Source organism: Nocardia sp. NPDC059228, from assembly GCF_042754245.1.
GTDB lineage: Bacteria > Actinomycetota > Actinomycetes > Mycobacteriales > Mycobacteriaceae > Nocardia.
This window is the reverse complement of sequence record NZ_JBHZAL010000001.1, coordinates 716,343-730,487: the sequence shown is the minus strand read 5'-3', so window position 1 is coordinate 730,487 and position 14,145 is coordinate 716,343. Positions and strand designations below refer to the sequence as shown.

15 protein-coding genes are annotated in these 14,145 nt (G+C 70.5%); 3 read left to right on the top strand and 12 right to left on the bottom strand.

The window, feature by feature from the left end; genetic code table 11:
• Nucleotide 1 precedes the first annotated feature (1 nt).
• The 6 genes from tsaD to dapA form a co-directional block, all read right to left on the bottom strand.
• The gene (gene tsaD / locus ACFXKA_RS03115; RefSeq protein WP_379425684.1) at nt 2-1,033 is read right to left on the bottom strand and encodes a tRNA (adenosine(37)-N6)-threonylcarbamoyltransferase complex transferase subunit TsaD; all 1,032 of its coding nucleotides are present in this window, start codon (nt 1,031-1,033) and stop codon (nt 2-4) included.
• Nucleotides 1,030-1,539, bottom strand: coding sequence for a ribosomal protein S18-alanine N-acetyltransferase (gene rimI / locus ACFXKA_RS03110; RefSeq protein WP_354830326.1), 510 nt, complete (start codon nt 1,537-1,539; stop codon nt 1,030-1,032). Before rimI ends, tsaD begins: the two co-directional genes overlap by 4 nt.
• Nucleotides 1,536-2,246: a tRNA (adenosine(37)-N6)-threonylcarbamoyltransferase complex dimerization subunit type 1 TsaB gene (tsaB, locus tag ACFXKA_RS03105; RefSeq protein ID WP_379425682.1), complete on the bottom strand. Its 711-nt coding sequence runs from the start codon at nt 2,244-2,246 to the stop codon at nt 1,536-1,538. The genes rimI and tsaB overlap by 4 nt, the downstream gene beginning before the upstream one ends.
• A gap of 94 nt (nt 2,247-2,340) precedes the next feature.
• A complete protein-coding gene (gene tsaE / locus ACFXKA_RS03100; RefSeq protein ID WP_354831590.1) occupies nt 2,341-2,772 on the bottom strand; it encodes a tRNA (adenosine(37)-N6)-threonylcarbamoyltransferase complex ATPase subunit type 1 TsaE in 432 nt (143 codons plus the stop codon).
• 11 nt (nt 2,773-2,783) lie between these two features.
• Nucleotides 2,784-3,920 (bottom strand): alanine racemase, encoded by a 1,137-nt coding sequence (gene alr, locus ACFXKA_RS03095; RefSeq protein WP_379425680.1) that lies wholly within the window; start codon nt 3,918-3,920, stop codon nt 2,784-2,786.
• A 128-nt stretch (nt 3,921-4,048) separates the two neighbouring features.
• A complete protein-coding gene (dapA, locus tag ACFXKA_RS03090) occupies nt 4,049-4,990 on the bottom strand; it encodes a 4-hydroxy-tetrahydrodipicolinate synthase (RefSeq protein WP_379425679.1) in 942 nt (313 codons plus the stop codon).
• A 34-nt stretch (nt 4,991-5,024) separates the two neighbouring features.
• Here dapA and ACFXKA_RS03085 point away from each other — a divergent pair, with 34 nt between their 5' ends.
• The gene (locus tag ACFXKA_RS03085) at nt 5,025-5,900 is read left to right on the top strand and encodes a LysR substrate-binding domain-containing protein (protein WP_379425677.1); all 876 of its coding nucleotides are present in this window, start codon (nt 5,025-5,027) and stop codon (nt 5,898-5,900) included.
• A gap of 82 nt (nt 5,901-5,982) precedes the next feature.
• Here ACFXKA_RS03085 and ACFXKA_RS03080 read toward each other — a convergent pair whose 3' ends face one another.
• Nucleotides 5,983-7,515, bottom strand: coding sequence for an NAD(P)H-hydrate dehydratase (locus ACFXKA_RS03080; protein ID WP_379425887.1), 1,533 nt, complete (start codon nt 7,513-7,515; stop codon nt 5,983-5,985).
• A 132-nt stretch (nt 7,516-7,647) separates the two neighbouring features.
• Here ACFXKA_RS03080 and ACFXKA_RS03075 point away from each other — a divergent pair, with 132 nt between their 5' ends.
• The gene (locus ACFXKA_RS03075) at nt 7,648-8,073 is read left to right on the top strand and encodes a plastocyanin/azurin family copper-binding protein (RefSeq protein ID WP_354830333.1); all 426 of its coding nucleotides are present in this window, start codon (nt 7,648-7,650) and stop codon (nt 8,071-8,073) included.
• A gap of 8 nt (nt 8,074-8,081) precedes the next feature.
• On the opposite strand, the gene glmS is transcribed toward ACFXKA_RS03075, so the two are convergent.
• A complete protein-coding gene (gene glmS, locus ACFXKA_RS03070) occupies nt 8,082-9,950 on the bottom strand; it encodes a glutamine--fructose-6-phosphate transaminase (isomerizing) (protein ID WP_379425676.1) in 1,869 nt (622 codons plus the stop codon).
• 96 nt (nt 9,951-10,046) lie between these two features.
• On the opposite strand from glmS, the gene ACFXKA_RS03065 reads away from it, so the two are divergent.
• On the top strand, nt 10,047-10,910 hold the full coding sequence (locus tag ACFXKA_RS03065) for a dienelactone hydrolase family protein (RefSeq protein ID WP_379425675.1): 864 nt from the start codon (nt 10,047-10,049) through the stop codon (nt 10,908-10,910).
• A 228-nt stretch (nt 10,911-11,138) separates the two neighbouring features.
• Here ACFXKA_RS03065 and ACFXKA_RS03060 read toward each other — a convergent pair whose 3' ends face one another.
• The 4 genes from ACFXKA_RS03060 to ACFXKA_RS03045 all read right to left on the bottom strand — a co-directional run bounded on the left by ACFXKA_RS03060 (nt 11,139) and on the right by ACFXKA_RS03045 (nt 14,042).
• On the bottom strand, nt 11,139-13,055 hold the full coding sequence (locus tag ACFXKA_RS03060) for a hypothetical protein (protein ID WP_379425673.1): 1,917 nt from the start codon (nt 13,053-13,055) through the stop codon (nt 11,139-11,141).
• Entirely contained in the window at nt 13,052-13,372 is a 321-nt protein-coding gene (locus ACFXKA_RS03055) for a hypothetical protein (RefSeq protein WP_354830338.1), read from the bottom strand. Before ACFXKA_RS03055 ends, ACFXKA_RS03060 begins: the two co-directional genes overlap by 4 nt.
• Before the next feature lie 46 nt (nt 13,373-13,418).
• Nucleotides 13,419-13,730, bottom strand: a complete 312-nt coding sequence (locus ACFXKA_RS03050; protein WP_354830339.1) for a DUF6802 family protein — start codon at nt 13,728-13,730, stop codon at nt 13,419-13,421.
• Between the two features lie 105 nt (nt 13,731-13,835).
• Complete coding sequence (locus ACFXKA_RS03045) at nt 13,836-14,042, bottom strand: PspC domain-containing protein (protein WP_354830341.1); 207 nt, start codon at nt 14,040-14,042, stop codon at nt 13,836-13,838.
• Between the last annotated feature and the right edge of the window lie 103 nt (nt 14,043-14,145).

Sequence of the window (14,145 nt, the reverse complement as noted above, 5' to 3'; positions counted from 1 at the left end):
TTCACAGGTGGCTGGTGGAGACCGGAAGGCCGGGGTCGGTGGCGACACTGAGTTCGGAAGGCTCTGCGCCGCCGGCGATCACGTGGGCGCCGAGGGTGGCGATCATGACGCCGTTGTCGGTGCACAGGCGCGGCTTGGGGACGCGCAGGGTGATACCCGCTGCGGTGCAGCGCTCTTCGGCCATCGAGCGGATGCGGGAGTTGGCGGTCGCGCCGCCGCCCAGCACCAGGGTGTCGACGCCGGTGTCCTGGACCGCGCGCACCGCCTTCATGGTGAGCACATCCGCCACGGCCTCCTGGAAGGACGCCGCGATATCCGGGATGGGCAGCTCGCGGCCCTCCCGTTGCGCCGCTTCGACATAGCGCGCGACGGCGGTCTTCAATCCGGAGAAGGAGAAGTCGTAACGCGGGTCGCGAGGGCCGGTCATGCCGCGCGGGAAGGCGATGGCGCTCGGATCGCCCTCGGTGGCAATGGAATCCAGCACCGGCCCGCCCGGGTAGCCGAGACCGAGCAGGCGGGCCACCTTGTCGAAGGCCTCGCCCGCGGCGTCGTCGACCGTGCTGCCCAATTCGGTGATGGGGTGGGCGAGATCGGCGACCTGCAGCAGGTGGGTGTGCCCGCCGGACACCAGCAGCGCGACCGCCGGGGGCATGGGACCGTGTTCGAGGGTGTCCACGGCCACGTGCCCGCCCAGGTGGTTGAGCGCGTAGAACGGGATATCCCAGGCCGCCGCATAGGCTTTCGCCGCCGCCACGCCCACCAGCAGCGCGCCCGCGAGACCGGGGCCGATGGTGACGGCGAGGGCGTCGGGCTTGCTGATGCCTGCCGTGGCCAGCGCGCGGCGCATGGCGGGCACGATGGCCTCGAGGTGTGCGCGGGAGGCGATCTCGGGCACCACGCCGCCGAAGCGGGCGTGCTGGTCCACACTGGAGGCGACCTCGTCGGCGAGCAGTTCGCAGCTGCCGCCGGGCAGTCGGCGCACAATGCCGACTCCCGTTTCGTCGCAGGAGCTTTCGATACCCATGACGATCATGACGAGACCTCGGCGTCGGTGGTGAATCCGTCCTGCGGGAAGCCGGCCATGGCGGGTCGCCGCATGGTGTACGCGTCGGCCCCGCTGGGCTGGTAGTAGTTCTTGCGCAATCCGATGATGTGAAAGCCGTGCTTCTCGTAGAGCGTGATGGCGGGCGCGTTGTCGGTGCGGACCTCGAGGAACACCGGCCCGCCGCGGCGCCCGGCCTCCAGCAGCAGCGCCTCCAGCAGCAGGGTGCCGATGCCGCGCCGGTGCTCGGCGGGATCGACGCCGATGGTGTGGACCTCGGCCTCGGGATGTTCGGCGGTGCCGAGCAGTGCGATACCCGCGTAGCCGATCATGCGGCCGTCGGTGTCACGCGCGGTGATGTAGCGGTTGTGCGGTCCGGCCAGCTCGGACAGGAACGAAACCTCGTGCCAGGGATCGTCCTCCGGGAACAGCACCTGCTCGAGTTCGGCACAGCGGGTGACGTCGGCAGGCCGCATCGGTTCGATGCGGATGGTCATCGGCCCACCTGCGCGTAACTCTTCTCGACGGCATCGGGGCGGCGCAGGTACAGCGGCACCAGCGGCGCGGGCACGACGCCGGCCAGGATCTCGGCGGCGGCGCAGCGCACCAGGCCCGCCGGGGACGGCGTCTCGACCGGCAGCACCGGCAGATCGAAATAGTCGACGTGCGAAGCGGATCCGGCGATCACGGTGGCGGCGGCCTGATCCAGATCGGCGGGCTTGCTCACCTCGGGTCCCTCGGACCGCGTCAGGATGCGGCCCCCGGCCGCGGTGCGATAGCGCGCCCAGTACACCTCGCGGCGGCGGGCGTCGGTGACGACCAGCAGCTCGATCGGGTCGGCGCTCTCACGCAGATAGCTCTCGGTGTCGGCGGCGATGGCGTCCAGGCTGCACACCCCGTACACCGGCACGCCCAGTGCGTCACCGAAGGCGGCCGCGGTGGCCATGCCGACGCGCAGTCCGGTGAACGGCCCGGGCCCGACACCGGCCACGACAGCGGCGATATCGGCACGGGAGCGGCCGGATTCGGCGAGGCAGGCCAGGATCTGCGGGGTCAGCACCTCGTTGTGCGCGCGAGCGTCCACGGTCACCTTGGCGGTGATCGTGGTGATCTGCGGTGCGTTCGACCCGGGTTGCGCCGGTTCCAGTTCCACCAGTCCCGCTGTGACGGCGGGGGTCGCGGTGTCGACAGCCAATATCAGCATGATTGTCTTTACGATACCGGGTGGTACAGCCCACTCGGCGTGGTGTCTGCCTGCGGGAACTTACCGGCGCATCCGGGACTTTTCCGGTCCGGTTTCAATTCGCGGCGACCCACTCCCATTCCGCGGTGCGAACATCGGACTCGGGTTCGCGGCGCAGCTGCACGCGCAGATGCCGATCGGACAGGTGTTCGGCGACGCCCAGCCCCCATTCGACCACCACCACGGCGTGGTCGAGATCGGTGTCCAGGTCGAGGGCGTCGAGTTCGTCGAGGTCGCCGCCGAGCCGGTAGGCGTCCACGTGCACGAGCGCCACCGCACCCGGGTGGGTTCCGGCGCGGTGCTGGCGGGCGATGATGAAAGTCGGTGAGCTGACCCGTCCTTCGACACCCAGTCCGGCGGCGATGCCGCGGGTGAGCGCGGTCTTGCCCGCGCCCAGCGGGCCATCGAGGATCACCAGATCCCCGGCATGCAATTGTTCGGCTAGCTCGCGGCCCAGCGCCTCGGTGTCCTCGACGGTGGCGAGCATGCGGCGATCGGTCACCGGTCACCGCCGACGTGGCTACGGACCACGCGGCCGCGGGGATAGCAGACGATCTCGTAGTTGATGGTGCCGAGCGTGTCGGCCCACTCCTGGGCGTGCGGGTGACCAGGCTCACCACCGAACAGCACCGCGGTGTCACCCGCCCGGACCCCGGCTTCGTTCTCACCCAGGTCCACCACGATCTGATCCATGCAGACCCGGCCGATCTGCGGGTAGCGGACGCCGCCCAGCGCCACCGAGAATCGGCCGCCCAGCAGGCGCGGCACGCCGTCGGCGTAGCCGGCCGGAACGAGGGCGACCGTGGTGTCGCGGTCGGCGGTCCACTCGTGGCCGTAGGACACGCCCTCCCCCGCCGAAACCCGCTTCACCCGGAGCACCCGGGCGCGGAAGGTCATGGCCGGACGCAGGTCGAAATCGGACAGCTCCGGGATCGGTGACAGGCCGTACACGGCGATGCCGGGGCGCACCATGTCGAACGCGAGGTCCGGACGGGTCAGTGCGGCAGCGGAATTCGCCAGGTGCACCAGTTCCGGCTGCAGGCCGTGCTCCTTGGCGGTGGCGATGAACTCCAGGAACCGTTCGCGCTGCCTGTCATTGACCGGATGCTGCGGTTCGTCGGCGAGTGCGAGGTGGGAGAAGACGGCGCGGAAGCGCACCGTCCCCTCGGCCACCAGCCGCCCGAGCAGGTCGAGCACCTCGGGGAATTCGGCGGTGGGGATGCCGTTGCGGTTGAGCCCGGTGTCCACCTTGAGACTCACGGTGGCGGTCCGGCCGAGCTGCCGCGCCGCCTGCCCCACGCCCTCGAGCTGCGTGAACGAGGAGACGCCGATTTCGATATCGGCGGCGATGGCGCTCGCGTAGTCGGTGTCGGAGGTGTTGAGCCAGCACAGGATCGGCGCGGTGATCCCCGCGGCTCGCAGCTCCACCGCCTCGCCGACCGTGGTGGTGCCGAGTTCCCGTGCGCCCGCCGCCAGGGCCGCCCGCGCCACCTCGGCCGCACCGTGGTTGTACCCGTCCGCCTTGACCACGACCATGACCGCGGCGTCACCGGCGTGCTCGGCCAGGATTCGCACATTGTGGGCAATGGCATCCAGGTCGACGACGATCTCCACCTGTGGGTCTGGCTTCTTCACGCCCTCGATACTGCCACGCTCCGCTCCCCCGCCTCCCCGAGCCTTCAGCGGGCGGCTGAGAGCCGTTGACTGTCGTGCACCCGTGCCGGCGGTTTGGTGCCGAACCGATTTTGGACGTACCCGGCGAGTTACCCCGCCCTCACGAAACCAGTTGTCACCTGCGCGGCGGCGATCGCCGCTGACGCGGCGGACAACGACCCCTCGCTTGCCGGGAGCAGCGGCAGCCGGACGGCCGGGGCGGGGATGCGGCCCTGGGCGGCCAGAACCGCCTTCACGACAACGGGATTGGGTTCGGTGAACAGGGCGGCGGCCAGCGGAGCCAGGCGGTTGCCCAGTTCGCGGCCGGATTCCAGTTCGCCCCGGCGCCAGGCGGCGATCAGGTCGGCGTAGGCGGCGGGGGCGACATTGGCGCAGGCGAGAATCGCGCCCGACGCGCCCAGGGCCAGGAGCGGGGCGGCATACAGATCGTCGCCCGCGAGCACCGAGGTGTGGCCGGGCACCCGGGACATGAAGGCGATCGTGGTGTCGTCGATGCCGCCGGCGGCGTATTTGAAACCCGCGACATTCGGCAGTTCGGCCAGGCGGAGCAGGGTGTCGGCGCTGAGGGGCACGGCCGTGCGGTACGGGATGTGGTAGATCAGCAGCGGCACGGGGCTGGCGGCGGCGAGGGCCCGGAAATGTTCCACCACACCGGCTTCCGACGGACGCAGGTAGTAGGGGACGACCGCGAGGGCGGCGGTGGCGCGCGGGTCGAGGGCGGTGAGGGCGCGGGCTGAGTCGAGGGTCGTGTTGGAGCCCGCGCCGACGATGAGGGCGGCGGCGCGCTCGCGGCAGACGCTCGCGCAGATATCGATGACCCGGACCTGCTCGGCCGCGGTCAGGGTGGCGGGTTCGCCGGTGGTGCCGAGCGCGACCAGGCCCGCCGCGCCCGCGTCGAGGACCTCGTGGGCAAGCGCTTCCAGGGCGTTGGCGGCCAGGTCGCCGTCGGCGGTGAAGGGCGTGACCAGGGGCACATACAGGCCGGTGAATGTCATGCGACCAGCGTGATCGATGCCGGGCTTCAGGTCCATTTCACGATTCTTCACCCGAGCATAAGATCAGCTGATGCTGGATGTCCGTCGTCTGCGCCTGCTCCGCGAGCTCGCGCACCGCAAGACCATCGCCGCGGTCGCCGAGGCCCTGACCTACACGCCGTCGGCGGTGTCCCAGCAGCTCACCGCGCTGGAACGGGAGGCCGGGGTGCCGCTGCTGGAACGCACCGGACGCAGCGTCACCCTCACGCCGGCCGCGCTGCGGCTGGTCGAGCACGCCGAGACCATCCTGTCCGTGCTGGAAGAGGCCACCGCCGAACTCGCCTCCGCCCGGAACGAACTCACGGGCACCCTGCGCATCGGCGCGTTCCCGACCGCTGTGCACGCCATCCTCTCCCCAGCGCTGGTATCGCTGAGCCGCGACCATCCGCGGCTGGAACTGCTTGTCACCGAACTGGATCCGGCGGCCGCCCCCGCTGCTCTGCGGGCCGAGACCCTGGATATCGCGCTGCTGCAGGAGTACGACTACGTTCCCCTCGCACCCGAACCCGGCCTCGACACCGAGCCGTTGTTCGAGGAAACCATCCACCTGGCCGCCCGCGGACCCGGACCGCTTGCCGCACAGTCCGATTCGCCGTGGATCGCGGGCACACCAGGCACCCTCTGCCACGAGATGACGGTCCGCGCCTGTCTCGCCGCGGGATTCACCCCGCGCATCCGCCACCACGCCGACGACTTCGGCACCGTGCTGGCGCTCGTCGCCGCGGGGCAGGGCGTAGCACTCGTCCCCGACCTGGGCGCCCGCTCCACACCCCGGGGCGTCACCCTCACCGCGCTACCGGCCCGCCGCCGCACCCACCTCGCCTACCGCCGCGGCACCGGCGCCCATCCGATCGTCACGGCCGCGCGGACCGCCCTGCGCGCCGCCGCTACCGGTACCGCTGCGTGAAGTCGCCGGGATGGAACAGCGCGTAGCCGACGAAGGTCTCGCGCCAAGACACCGAATTCCGGGAATCACCGGAGCCGGAGGATCAGGCGGCGAGCTCCCGGAGGGTGCCGATGGCCTCGCGGACGTGGGAGAGCAACGGGGAGGCGGAGATCGGGGCTCCCGCGGATGTGGTGGCGTGGGCGGCGAGATTCGCGGCCAGGGAGTGGGCGCGGGCCGCGGCCGCGGCGGCCCAGGACGGGTGGAGGCCGCGGGCCAGGAGCGCGCCGACGATGCCGGACAGGACGTCACCGGAACCGGCGGTGGCGGCCCACGAGCCGCCCGCCTCATTGACGAAGACCGGGAAGCGCGGGCCCGCGATCAGGGTGGCGCGGCCCTTCAAAAGCACTGTCACCTGCCAGGATTCGGCGAGTTTGCGCACTGCGGCGACACGGTCGGGGCCGGGTTCGGCACCGGTCAGGCGGGCGAATTCGCCAGCGTGCGGCGTGAGGACGGTCGGGGCGGTGCGGCCGGTGACCAGACCGGGTTCGGCGGCGAGCAGGGTGAGGCCGTCTGCGTCCACCACCACGGGCAGGTCGGTGGCCAGGATCTCGGCCAGCCGGTCGCGGGCGGCGGCGTCGGTGCCCGCGCCCGGGCCGAAGACCCAGGACTGGACCCGGCCGGTCGCGGAAATGGTCTCGGCGGCAATCACTTCCGGAAAATGAGCGAGGACCTGTTCCGCGCCGGTGCCCGCGTAGCGCACCATGCCCGAGGTGGCGGCGACCGCGCCACCCGTGCACAGCACGGCTGCGCCCGGATAGGTGCCGCTGCCCGCGCAGACGCCGGTGACGCCCTGGCTGTACTTGTCGTCCGAGGGGCCCGGAACCGGCCAGCCCGCGCCGACCGCCCGCGGTTCCAGCGCGATGAGATTCGCCTCGGGCAGTCGTAATCCGATGGGCACCAGCTCGATTCGGCCGCAGTGCGGTGCGGCGAGCGCGTGCACCGGCTTGCGGGCGCCGAAGGTGACGGTGACGTCCGCGCGGACGGCCGGACCGGTCACGGCTCCGGTATCGGGATCGACGCCGGAGGGGAGGTCGGCGGCGATGATCGGACAGCGCACGCCCGCAACCAGTTCGGCCGCCACCGGGCGCAGCGGGCCACGACCGGAGATGCCGACGATGCCGTCCACCACCAGATCCGGTGCACCCAGCAGCTGCCCGACCCGATAGGGCACGGAGGTGTCGGGGTAGACGTGTTGCAGCAGCCCGTGCCGGGGCGGATCCGTTTCCCGCAGTTCCTCGGCGATGGCGGTGACGGCGAGAATCCGACCGCCCGCCCGGCGCAAGGCAGTCAGGCCCGCCGCGTGGGCACGCTCCGGTACCAGCAGGACCGCCCGTACCGCGACCCCGCGCCGCCGCAGGAACGAGCCCGCCCACAGCGCGTCGCCGCCATTGTCGCCCGACCCGACCAGCAGGGTCACGGCGCGACCGGCGACGCCCCCGGTGCGTTCGCGCAGTTCCCGCGCCACCACGTCGGCGAGGCCGAAGGCGGCCCGCCGCATGGGCATTCCCTCGGGCACCCTGGTGAACAGCTCGGCCTCCGCGGCCCGGACCTCGTCGGCCGTGTAGTACCCGCGCACCGCCGGTGCGGTCATGCTCGCCTCCCGGATGTGATTGCCTGCGCTTCAGGAGACTACGCCTGGCGGATCGCGGCGCAGGTCAGCGCGGTGCCCGCGAATGGCGCGCTAACGCCGGGTACTAACCTGGCTGGCATGTCGATCCGTCGCCAGTCGTCTTCGCGTGTCCTGCTTCTCGTCGCCGTCGTGGCCGGAGCGCTGGTGGCCGGGGGCTGCTCGTCGGAAGGCTCGAAGACCGCGGCCACCTCGACCACGGCCGCTCCGGCCGCCTCCGCGACGGCCACCACCACCGGTCCGGCGGTGGCCGCCGCGGTGACCGTCGAGGTGAAGGACATGAAGTTCTCCCCGGCCGACATCACCGTCAAGGCCGGGGACACCGTGACCTGGAAGTTCGACGACCGCGCCCCGCACGCCGTGCAGGGCATCGGCGACGTCGCGCTGGGCATCAACAGCCCGATCATCCACAAGGGCGAGTGGAGCCACACCTTCACCACGCCCGGCACCTACCGCTACCTGTGCCCGCTGCACCCGGACATGAAGGGCACGGTCACCGTCCAGTAGCCGCGCGGCTATTCGACGGTGACGGACTTGGCCAGGTTGCGCGGCTTGTCGACGTCGTAGCCGCGGGCCTGCGCCACCTCGGCGGCGAAGATCTGCAGCGGAACCGTGGACAGCAGCGGCTGGTACAGCGTTGGGGCCGACGGGATTTCGATCAGGTGGTCGGCGAACGGGCGCACCGTGTCGTCGCCCTCCTCGGCGATGACGATGGTGCGCGCACCGCGCGCCTGGATCTCCCGGATATTGCTGAGCAGCTTGGAGTGCAGCACCGCGCGGCCCTTCGGGGAGGGCATGACCACGAAGACCGGCAGCCCGTCCTCGATGAGGGCGATCGGACCGTGCTTCAGCTCGCCCGCCGCGAAACCCTCGGCGTGCATGTAGGCCAGTTCCTTGAGCTTCAGCGCGCCCTCCAGGGCGACCGGGTAGCCGACATGGCGGCCCAGGAACAGCACGGTCGGGACGTGCGCGAACTGGCGGGCGATCTCCCGCACCCGGTCGGCCGACTCCAGCACCTGGGCAACGAGTTTCGGCATGGACTCCAGTTCGGCGAACTCGCGCGCCACCTCGTCCGGATACTTGGTGCCCCGCGCCTGCGCCAACGCCAGGCCGACCAGATAATTGGCGGTGATCTGGGCCAGGAACGCCTTGGTCGAGGCCACGCCGATCTCCGGGCCGGTGCGGGTGTAGAGCACGGCATCGGACTCGCGCGGGATCTGCGCGCCATTGGTATTGCAGATGGCCAGGACTCGCGCCTTCTGCTCCTTGGCGTGACGCACGGCCTCCAGCGTGTCGGCGGTCTCGCCGGACTGCGAGATGGCGACCACCAGGGTGGAGCGGTCCAGAACCGGGTCGCGGTAACGGAATTCGCTGGCCAGCTCGACCTCCACGGGCAGCCGGGTCCAGTGCTCGATGGCGTACTTGGCCAGCAGGCCCGCGTGATACGAACTGCCGCAGGCGACCACGAAGACCTTGTCGAACTCGCGCAGCTCCTGATCGGCCAGCCGCTGCTCGTCCAGAATGATCCGCCCGCCCGCGTAGTGGCCGATCAGGGTGTCGGCGACGCCGGCGGGCTGCTCCTGGATCTCCTTGAGCATGAAGTAGTCGTGGCCGCCCTTCTCGGCGGCGGCCAGATCCCAGTCGATGGTGAACGGACGGAACCGGACACCGTCGGTCGCACCGGTGAAGTCGGTGACCCGGTAGCCGTCGGCGGTGATGACCACGGCCTGGTCCTGGCCGAGTTCGACTGCCTCCCGGGTGTGTTCGATGAAGGCGGTCACATCCGACGCGATGAACATCTCGCCCTGGCCGACACCCACCACCAGCGGGGTCGAGCGGCGGGCGGCCACAATGGTGCCCGGGTGGTCGGCGTGCGAGAAGACCAGGGTGAACGCGCCCTCCAGGCGGCGCACCACCGCGAGCGCGGAGGCGACGAAATCACCGGCGGTGTCCCCGGCCGCGTAGGCGCGGGCCACCAGGTGCACCGCCACCTCGGTGTCGGTGTCGCTGCCCAGCTCGATGCCCGCCGTCTCCAGCTCGCGGCGCAGCGGGGCGAAGTTCTCGATGATCCCGTTGTGCACCACCGCGACCCGGCCCGTGCCATCGCGATGCGGGTGGGCATTGCGATCGGTCGGCGCGCCGTGCGTGGCCCAGCGGGTGTGACCCATGCCGGTCGATCCGGCGAATCGGTCCCGGCCGGTCTCGGCGAGCTCCGCCTCCAGATTGGCCAGGCGCCCGGCCTTGCGCTCCACCGCGAGGCCGCCCGCGCCGTTCAGGATCGCCACTCCCGCGGAGTCGTAACCTCGATATTCCATGCGGCGCAACGCATCGACCACCACGCCGAGCGCATCCCGGTACCCCACATACCCCACGATTCCGCACATGGCCCCCTAGCCTAGCTGTATCCGATTTGTCCTCCGCTTCGCTCCGGGCGGGTTCGCTTGAAGCATCTCGGGCCATTACCGACTAAGTTCATCTCCGTGTCGGCGTCTGTGAAATCGCTTCTGAGCACTCTGACCCTGCGTGGCCCGCACGAGGTGCTGCGCGGGAATCTCGGCATCGCCGGGCTGCCCGGCGTGGTGTACACGCCCGGGAAGGGACTCAACCTGCCCGCGGTGGCGTTCGGGCACGGGTGGCTGACCGGGGTCGGCAACTACCGCCGGCTGCTGGAGCACCTGGCCTCCTGGGGGTATGTCGCCGCGGCGCCCGACACCGAGCGCGGACCCATCCCCTCGCACCTGAACCTCGCGACGGATCTGCTGACCACTCTCGACATCTGCGCCGGGGTGCGGCTGGGCGCGGGCAATGTCAGCGTGGATCCGAAGCGGCTGACTCTGGCCGGGCACGGCATGGGTGCGGGCGCGGCCGTCATCGCCGCCTCCCAGCGCGACGTCGCCGCCGTCGCGGCCCTGTACCCGTCCCCCACCGCGCCCTCCGCCGAGGCCCTCGCCCCCAAGATCGACGCTCCGGCCCTGATCCTGGCCGGCGCCACCGATATCGACTCGGTCAGCTCCGACGCCATCCCGCTGGCCGCCGCCTGGGGCGAGGGCGCGATCCTGCGCTCGCTCGACAAGGCCGGCCACAACGGCATGATCGAGGGCCGCCGCGCCCTGGCCGCCCTCGGCGCCGGCAAACACGAACCCAGAACCGAACGCCTCACCCGAGCCCTCCTGGTCGGCTACCTCAACTACACCGTCCTCGGCGACAAGAAGTACAAGCCCTTCGCCGACCCCGAGGCCACCCTCCCCCACACGCAGCTCGTGGACCCCAACGCCATCGAGGAAGAGCCCGAGCAGCCCCAGAAACTCCCGGTCCTCCAACTCATCCAGGCCCTCCGCAAGTAACCAGGGGCGGCCGACGCACGCTCGGCTCGGGCGATTCTGCGCGCGGCACAGCCGGTTCCCTCACCGAGGCGCTCGACGCCTGCCTCGGCACTCTCCGCCGGTCCGTCCGGACTCCCAGCGCGGGAACCGGATTCACGAGCGACGATCGACCGGCTCCCCGCTTACGGCAGCGCAGGATGCGGGACTGGTGCTTGCGCGGAGCCCCGGACAGTACCGGCAGAACGACGATTACGGCGCGAGAGGTTCGGTGGTCTCGGGTATTTCGAGACCTCCCTCCGGGATCTCCAGCGGCGTGTGCGGCGCCGTTGACCAGGGCGTGGCGTCGGCGAATGGCGTGTCGGATCCGGGTTGACCCGCAACTGTCGGCGACGCGGGGTTTTCGAGCGGGTGCGCGGGCACGGTTGGCTGGTCGATCGGCGCGGGCGGGGTCGGCGGCACGCAACCGCCTGCAGTCTGGTCCGGAGTGGGATCGGGGGTGGGCGGCTGGGTGCAGGCCGCCGGCGCACCGTCCCCGGCGGCGGGTGGGGGCGGAACCTCTGGCGGCGCAGACTGGTTCGGGGTGGGGTCCGGGCAGGGATTCGGTGGAGCGGTCGGCGCGTCGGGAACTGTGCAGGTGCGGGGTACGCAGTCCGGGCCGGGCGTTGCGCCGCCATCTGTGGTGGGTGATGCGTCCGCCGGGGTGGGTGGGGTCGGGTCCGGGTGGGCATCACTGGCGGGTGCGGTGGGGGTGTGGGCCGGGTCGTCGGTCGTGAGGACGGGACTGCCGTTCTGATCGAAAGACAGTGTGTAGGTGTCGGTTTGGCCAGACCCGTCGGTTACGGCGAGGGTCAGGTCGCCTGCGGGGGTACGTTCGAGGACGAAATGCTTTCCGGACAGGTCGAATTCGAGTCGGCCAGACGGGAGAGCCGGAGTATCCGAGTGATCCGGTTCGGGCTCGGGATCGGTTGCGGCCTCGGGTTCACCGGGCGATGGCGACGTCTGGCCCGTGAGCGAGTCGAGCTTCTCGATGGCGGCGGAAATGCCCTGCTGGAGGCCCTTTTCGAGTTGTATGAGAGTGTCTTTCAGAGTCCGGCCGAACTGGTCGGACCGCTGCTCGGCCAGGTCAGGGGCTGCTGCGGTTCCAGTGTCCGCCGAGCCCGCGGAACCCTCGGGCTCCACACCACTGAGGTCCGCAGCGCCGGCCGGTTGCGTCTCGGCGGCCGGTGCGGTGGAACCCGCTCGGCCTGTCAGGGATTCCGGCGGGACGGCAGACGGCTGGGCTCGATCAGGAGACTGCGGCTGGGCCGGGTCGGGCGCCGTTGCCCCACCCGATGACGGCGGGCATCCAGGCGGGACGACCGGCTGTGACGGCTGGGCGTGCGATGTTGGCGGCGTTGTCGCCGGGTAGGACTGCGGCGCTGGAAGAGGCCGGGTCGTGGGAATACTCGGGGCCGGGTTCTCCTCGGGCTGGGGCAGCAGGGCTTGGGCCGGTTGCGGGTAGGGATGGTCGATGACCTGGGCCAGGGCCGTGACGATGGTGCGGTAGTGGGATTCGAAGGTCTCGTTGGTGGCGGCGCAGGCGGCGGTGAAGGCCGCGAGTTTGTGATCGACGTCGGCACGGAACGTGCCGATGAGCCAGGGGTCGGTGGTGTCGAGGGCTTCGATGTCGTCCGGAGTTTTGCCGTCGATGGCGAGGCGGCCTTCGCCGTCCGGAGTGGGTTCGAGCAGGGTGAGGGTGTGTTCGGCCTTGGTGAGGACCGAGTCACGGAGGGCGACCAGGGCGGCGGCGATGGCGGTGGAGGCGGTGCGGATGGTGTCGAGATCGTCGCGGGCCTGGCGCAGTTGGGAGTTCACGATGGTGAGCGCCTCGGTGCCGGTGGCGCCGGTCCAAGCGGTGGGCAAGGCTTGCGCGATCGCCTGGTGCGACGACCAGCGCGACTCGGCATCCGTGAGCGCTCTGTCCAGTTCCGTTCGGGCGGCGTCGAGTTCGATGAGATCGGCACCTCGCTGCTCGTCGTAGCGGGCATAGAGGTCGGCGAGGCCGAGCCCTACCGGCGCACCGAATGCCTTGGTGTACAAGGGCAGAAAGTGTTCCCAGTACTGAAGGCCGGGCGCACCGTAGTCGAGAATCTGGTCGACGCTCTTGCCGGTCGGGTCGAAGCTCATCGGCCCACCCGCGTGAGTGCGGTGGCGTGTTCACGGTCCAGGCGCGCGTATTCGGTTGCGGCGCGGTCGAATACCTCGGCGGTCGCGGAGGCGGCCGCACCCCAGTAGCGCAGGCAGGCGGCCGCGCGCTCGAAGCCCTGGTGCACGGCAGTGCCCTGCGCGGAATAGTTCCGCCCGGCTTCGTCCCTGCCGATGCCGAAGGCATGTTCGCCGACCGTACGGGCATGCCGCCCCAGGGCCGCCGCATTGTCGCGCAAGGTGGTGGCCCCGTCGCGCAGGGCCGCAATGCGCACGCCGAAATCGCCGGATTCACTCATTGCTCCCCCTCGAATCCCGATGCCGTGAAAACCCCCGCCGCCCCGGCTATGTGCCGCCGAGGTGTCCTACGTCCATGCGCACCCACTCGGTGGTGCCGTCCGGATTGTGGTGGAACTCCCAGGCCGAGTAATCCCCGCCGCTGTCCACCACGGTCACATGATCGGCGTAGCCGTCGTGATCCAGATCCGTCCACACCTGCATGGCGTGATCGGTGCTGGTGGTCACGGTATCCAGCAGGCCGTCACCGTCGAGATCCTGCGTGGGGTGCGATAACTCGACCGCGCCGAGCCCGCCGAGCTCCGTGTGCGCGTCGAGATCCGGCAGCTCCAATCCGGGCAGATCACCCGATGTGACCATGATGTGCACTCCTCCGCTGTGACGTGGCTCTCATCCTGTCACTTTGCCGAGGCACCCGCATCACCCTCGATCACGGATGTGGACAACTCGCGGCCTGTGCACAACTCACTGCTTCGGGATCACGATCCACAGCGCGATGTAGATGAGGAACTGCGGCCCGGGCAGCAGGCAGGACGCCACGAACAGGGCGCGAACGAGGTTGGCGTTCCAGCCGAAGTACTGGGCGAGGCCGCCGCACACGCCGCCGATCCATTTGTCGTTGGCGGAGCGGGTCAGTCGCTTGGGGGCCGGAGTCGGAAACTGTGTCGTCATGTCTCCCACTGTGCCCAGTTCGATCTCGGCGCACATCGGTCGCACGCCCCAATACGACCCTGAACTTTCCGAGGGCCGGAGTCAGGGTGCCACCCCGAACACG

Excerpts from the sequence above, each read along its gene's own strand:
- tsaD (WP_379425684.1), bottom strand. The coding sequence starts at position 1,033 with ATGATCGTCATGGGTATCGAAAGCTCCTGCGACGAAACGGGAGTCGGC.
- rimI (WP_354830326.1), bottom strand. The coding sequence starts at position 1,539 with ATGACCATCCGCATCGAACCGATGCGGCCTGCCGACGTCACCCGCTGT.
- tsaB (WP_379425682.1), bottom strand. The coding sequence starts at position 2,246 with ATGCTGATATTGGCTGTCGACACCGCGACCCCCGCCGTCACAGCGGGA.
- tsaE (WP_354831590.1), bottom strand. The coding sequence starts at position 2,772 with ATGCTCGCCACCGTCGAGGACACCGAGGCGCTGGGCCGCGAGCTAGCC.
- dapA (WP_379425679.1), bottom strand. The coding sequence starts at position 4,990 with ATGGACCTGAAGCCCGGCATCGATCACGCTGGTCGCATGACATTCACC.
- ACFXKA_RS03085 (WP_379425677.1), top strand. The coding sequence starts at position 5,025 with ATGCTGGATGTCCGTCGTCTGCGCCTGCTCCGCGAGCTCGCGCACCGC.
- ACFXKA_RS03075 (WP_354830333.1), top strand. The coding sequence starts at position 7,648 with ATGTCGATCCGTCGCCAGTCGTCTTCGCGTGTCCTGCTTCTCGTCGCC.
- glmS (WP_379425676.1), bottom strand. The coding sequence starts at position 9,950 with ATGTGCGGAATCGTGGGGTATGTGGGGTACCGGGATGCGCTCGGCGTG.
- ACFXKA_RS03060 (WP_379425673.1), bottom strand. The coding sequence starts at position 13,055 with ATGAGCTTCGACCCGACCGGCAAGAGCGTCGACCAGATTCTCGACTAC.
- ACFXKA_RS03055 (WP_354830338.1), bottom strand. The coding sequence starts at position 13,372 with ATGAGTGAATCCGGCGATTTCGGCGTGCGCATTGCGGCCCTGCGCGAC.
- ACFXKA_RS03050 (WP_354830339.1), bottom strand. The coding sequence starts at position 13,730 with ATGGTCACATCGGGTGATCTGCCCGGATTGGAGCTGCCGGATCTCGAC.
- ACFXKA_RS03045 (WP_354830341.1), bottom strand. The coding sequence starts at position 14,042 with ATGACGACACAGTTTCCGACTCCGGCCCCCAAGCGACTGACCCGCTCC.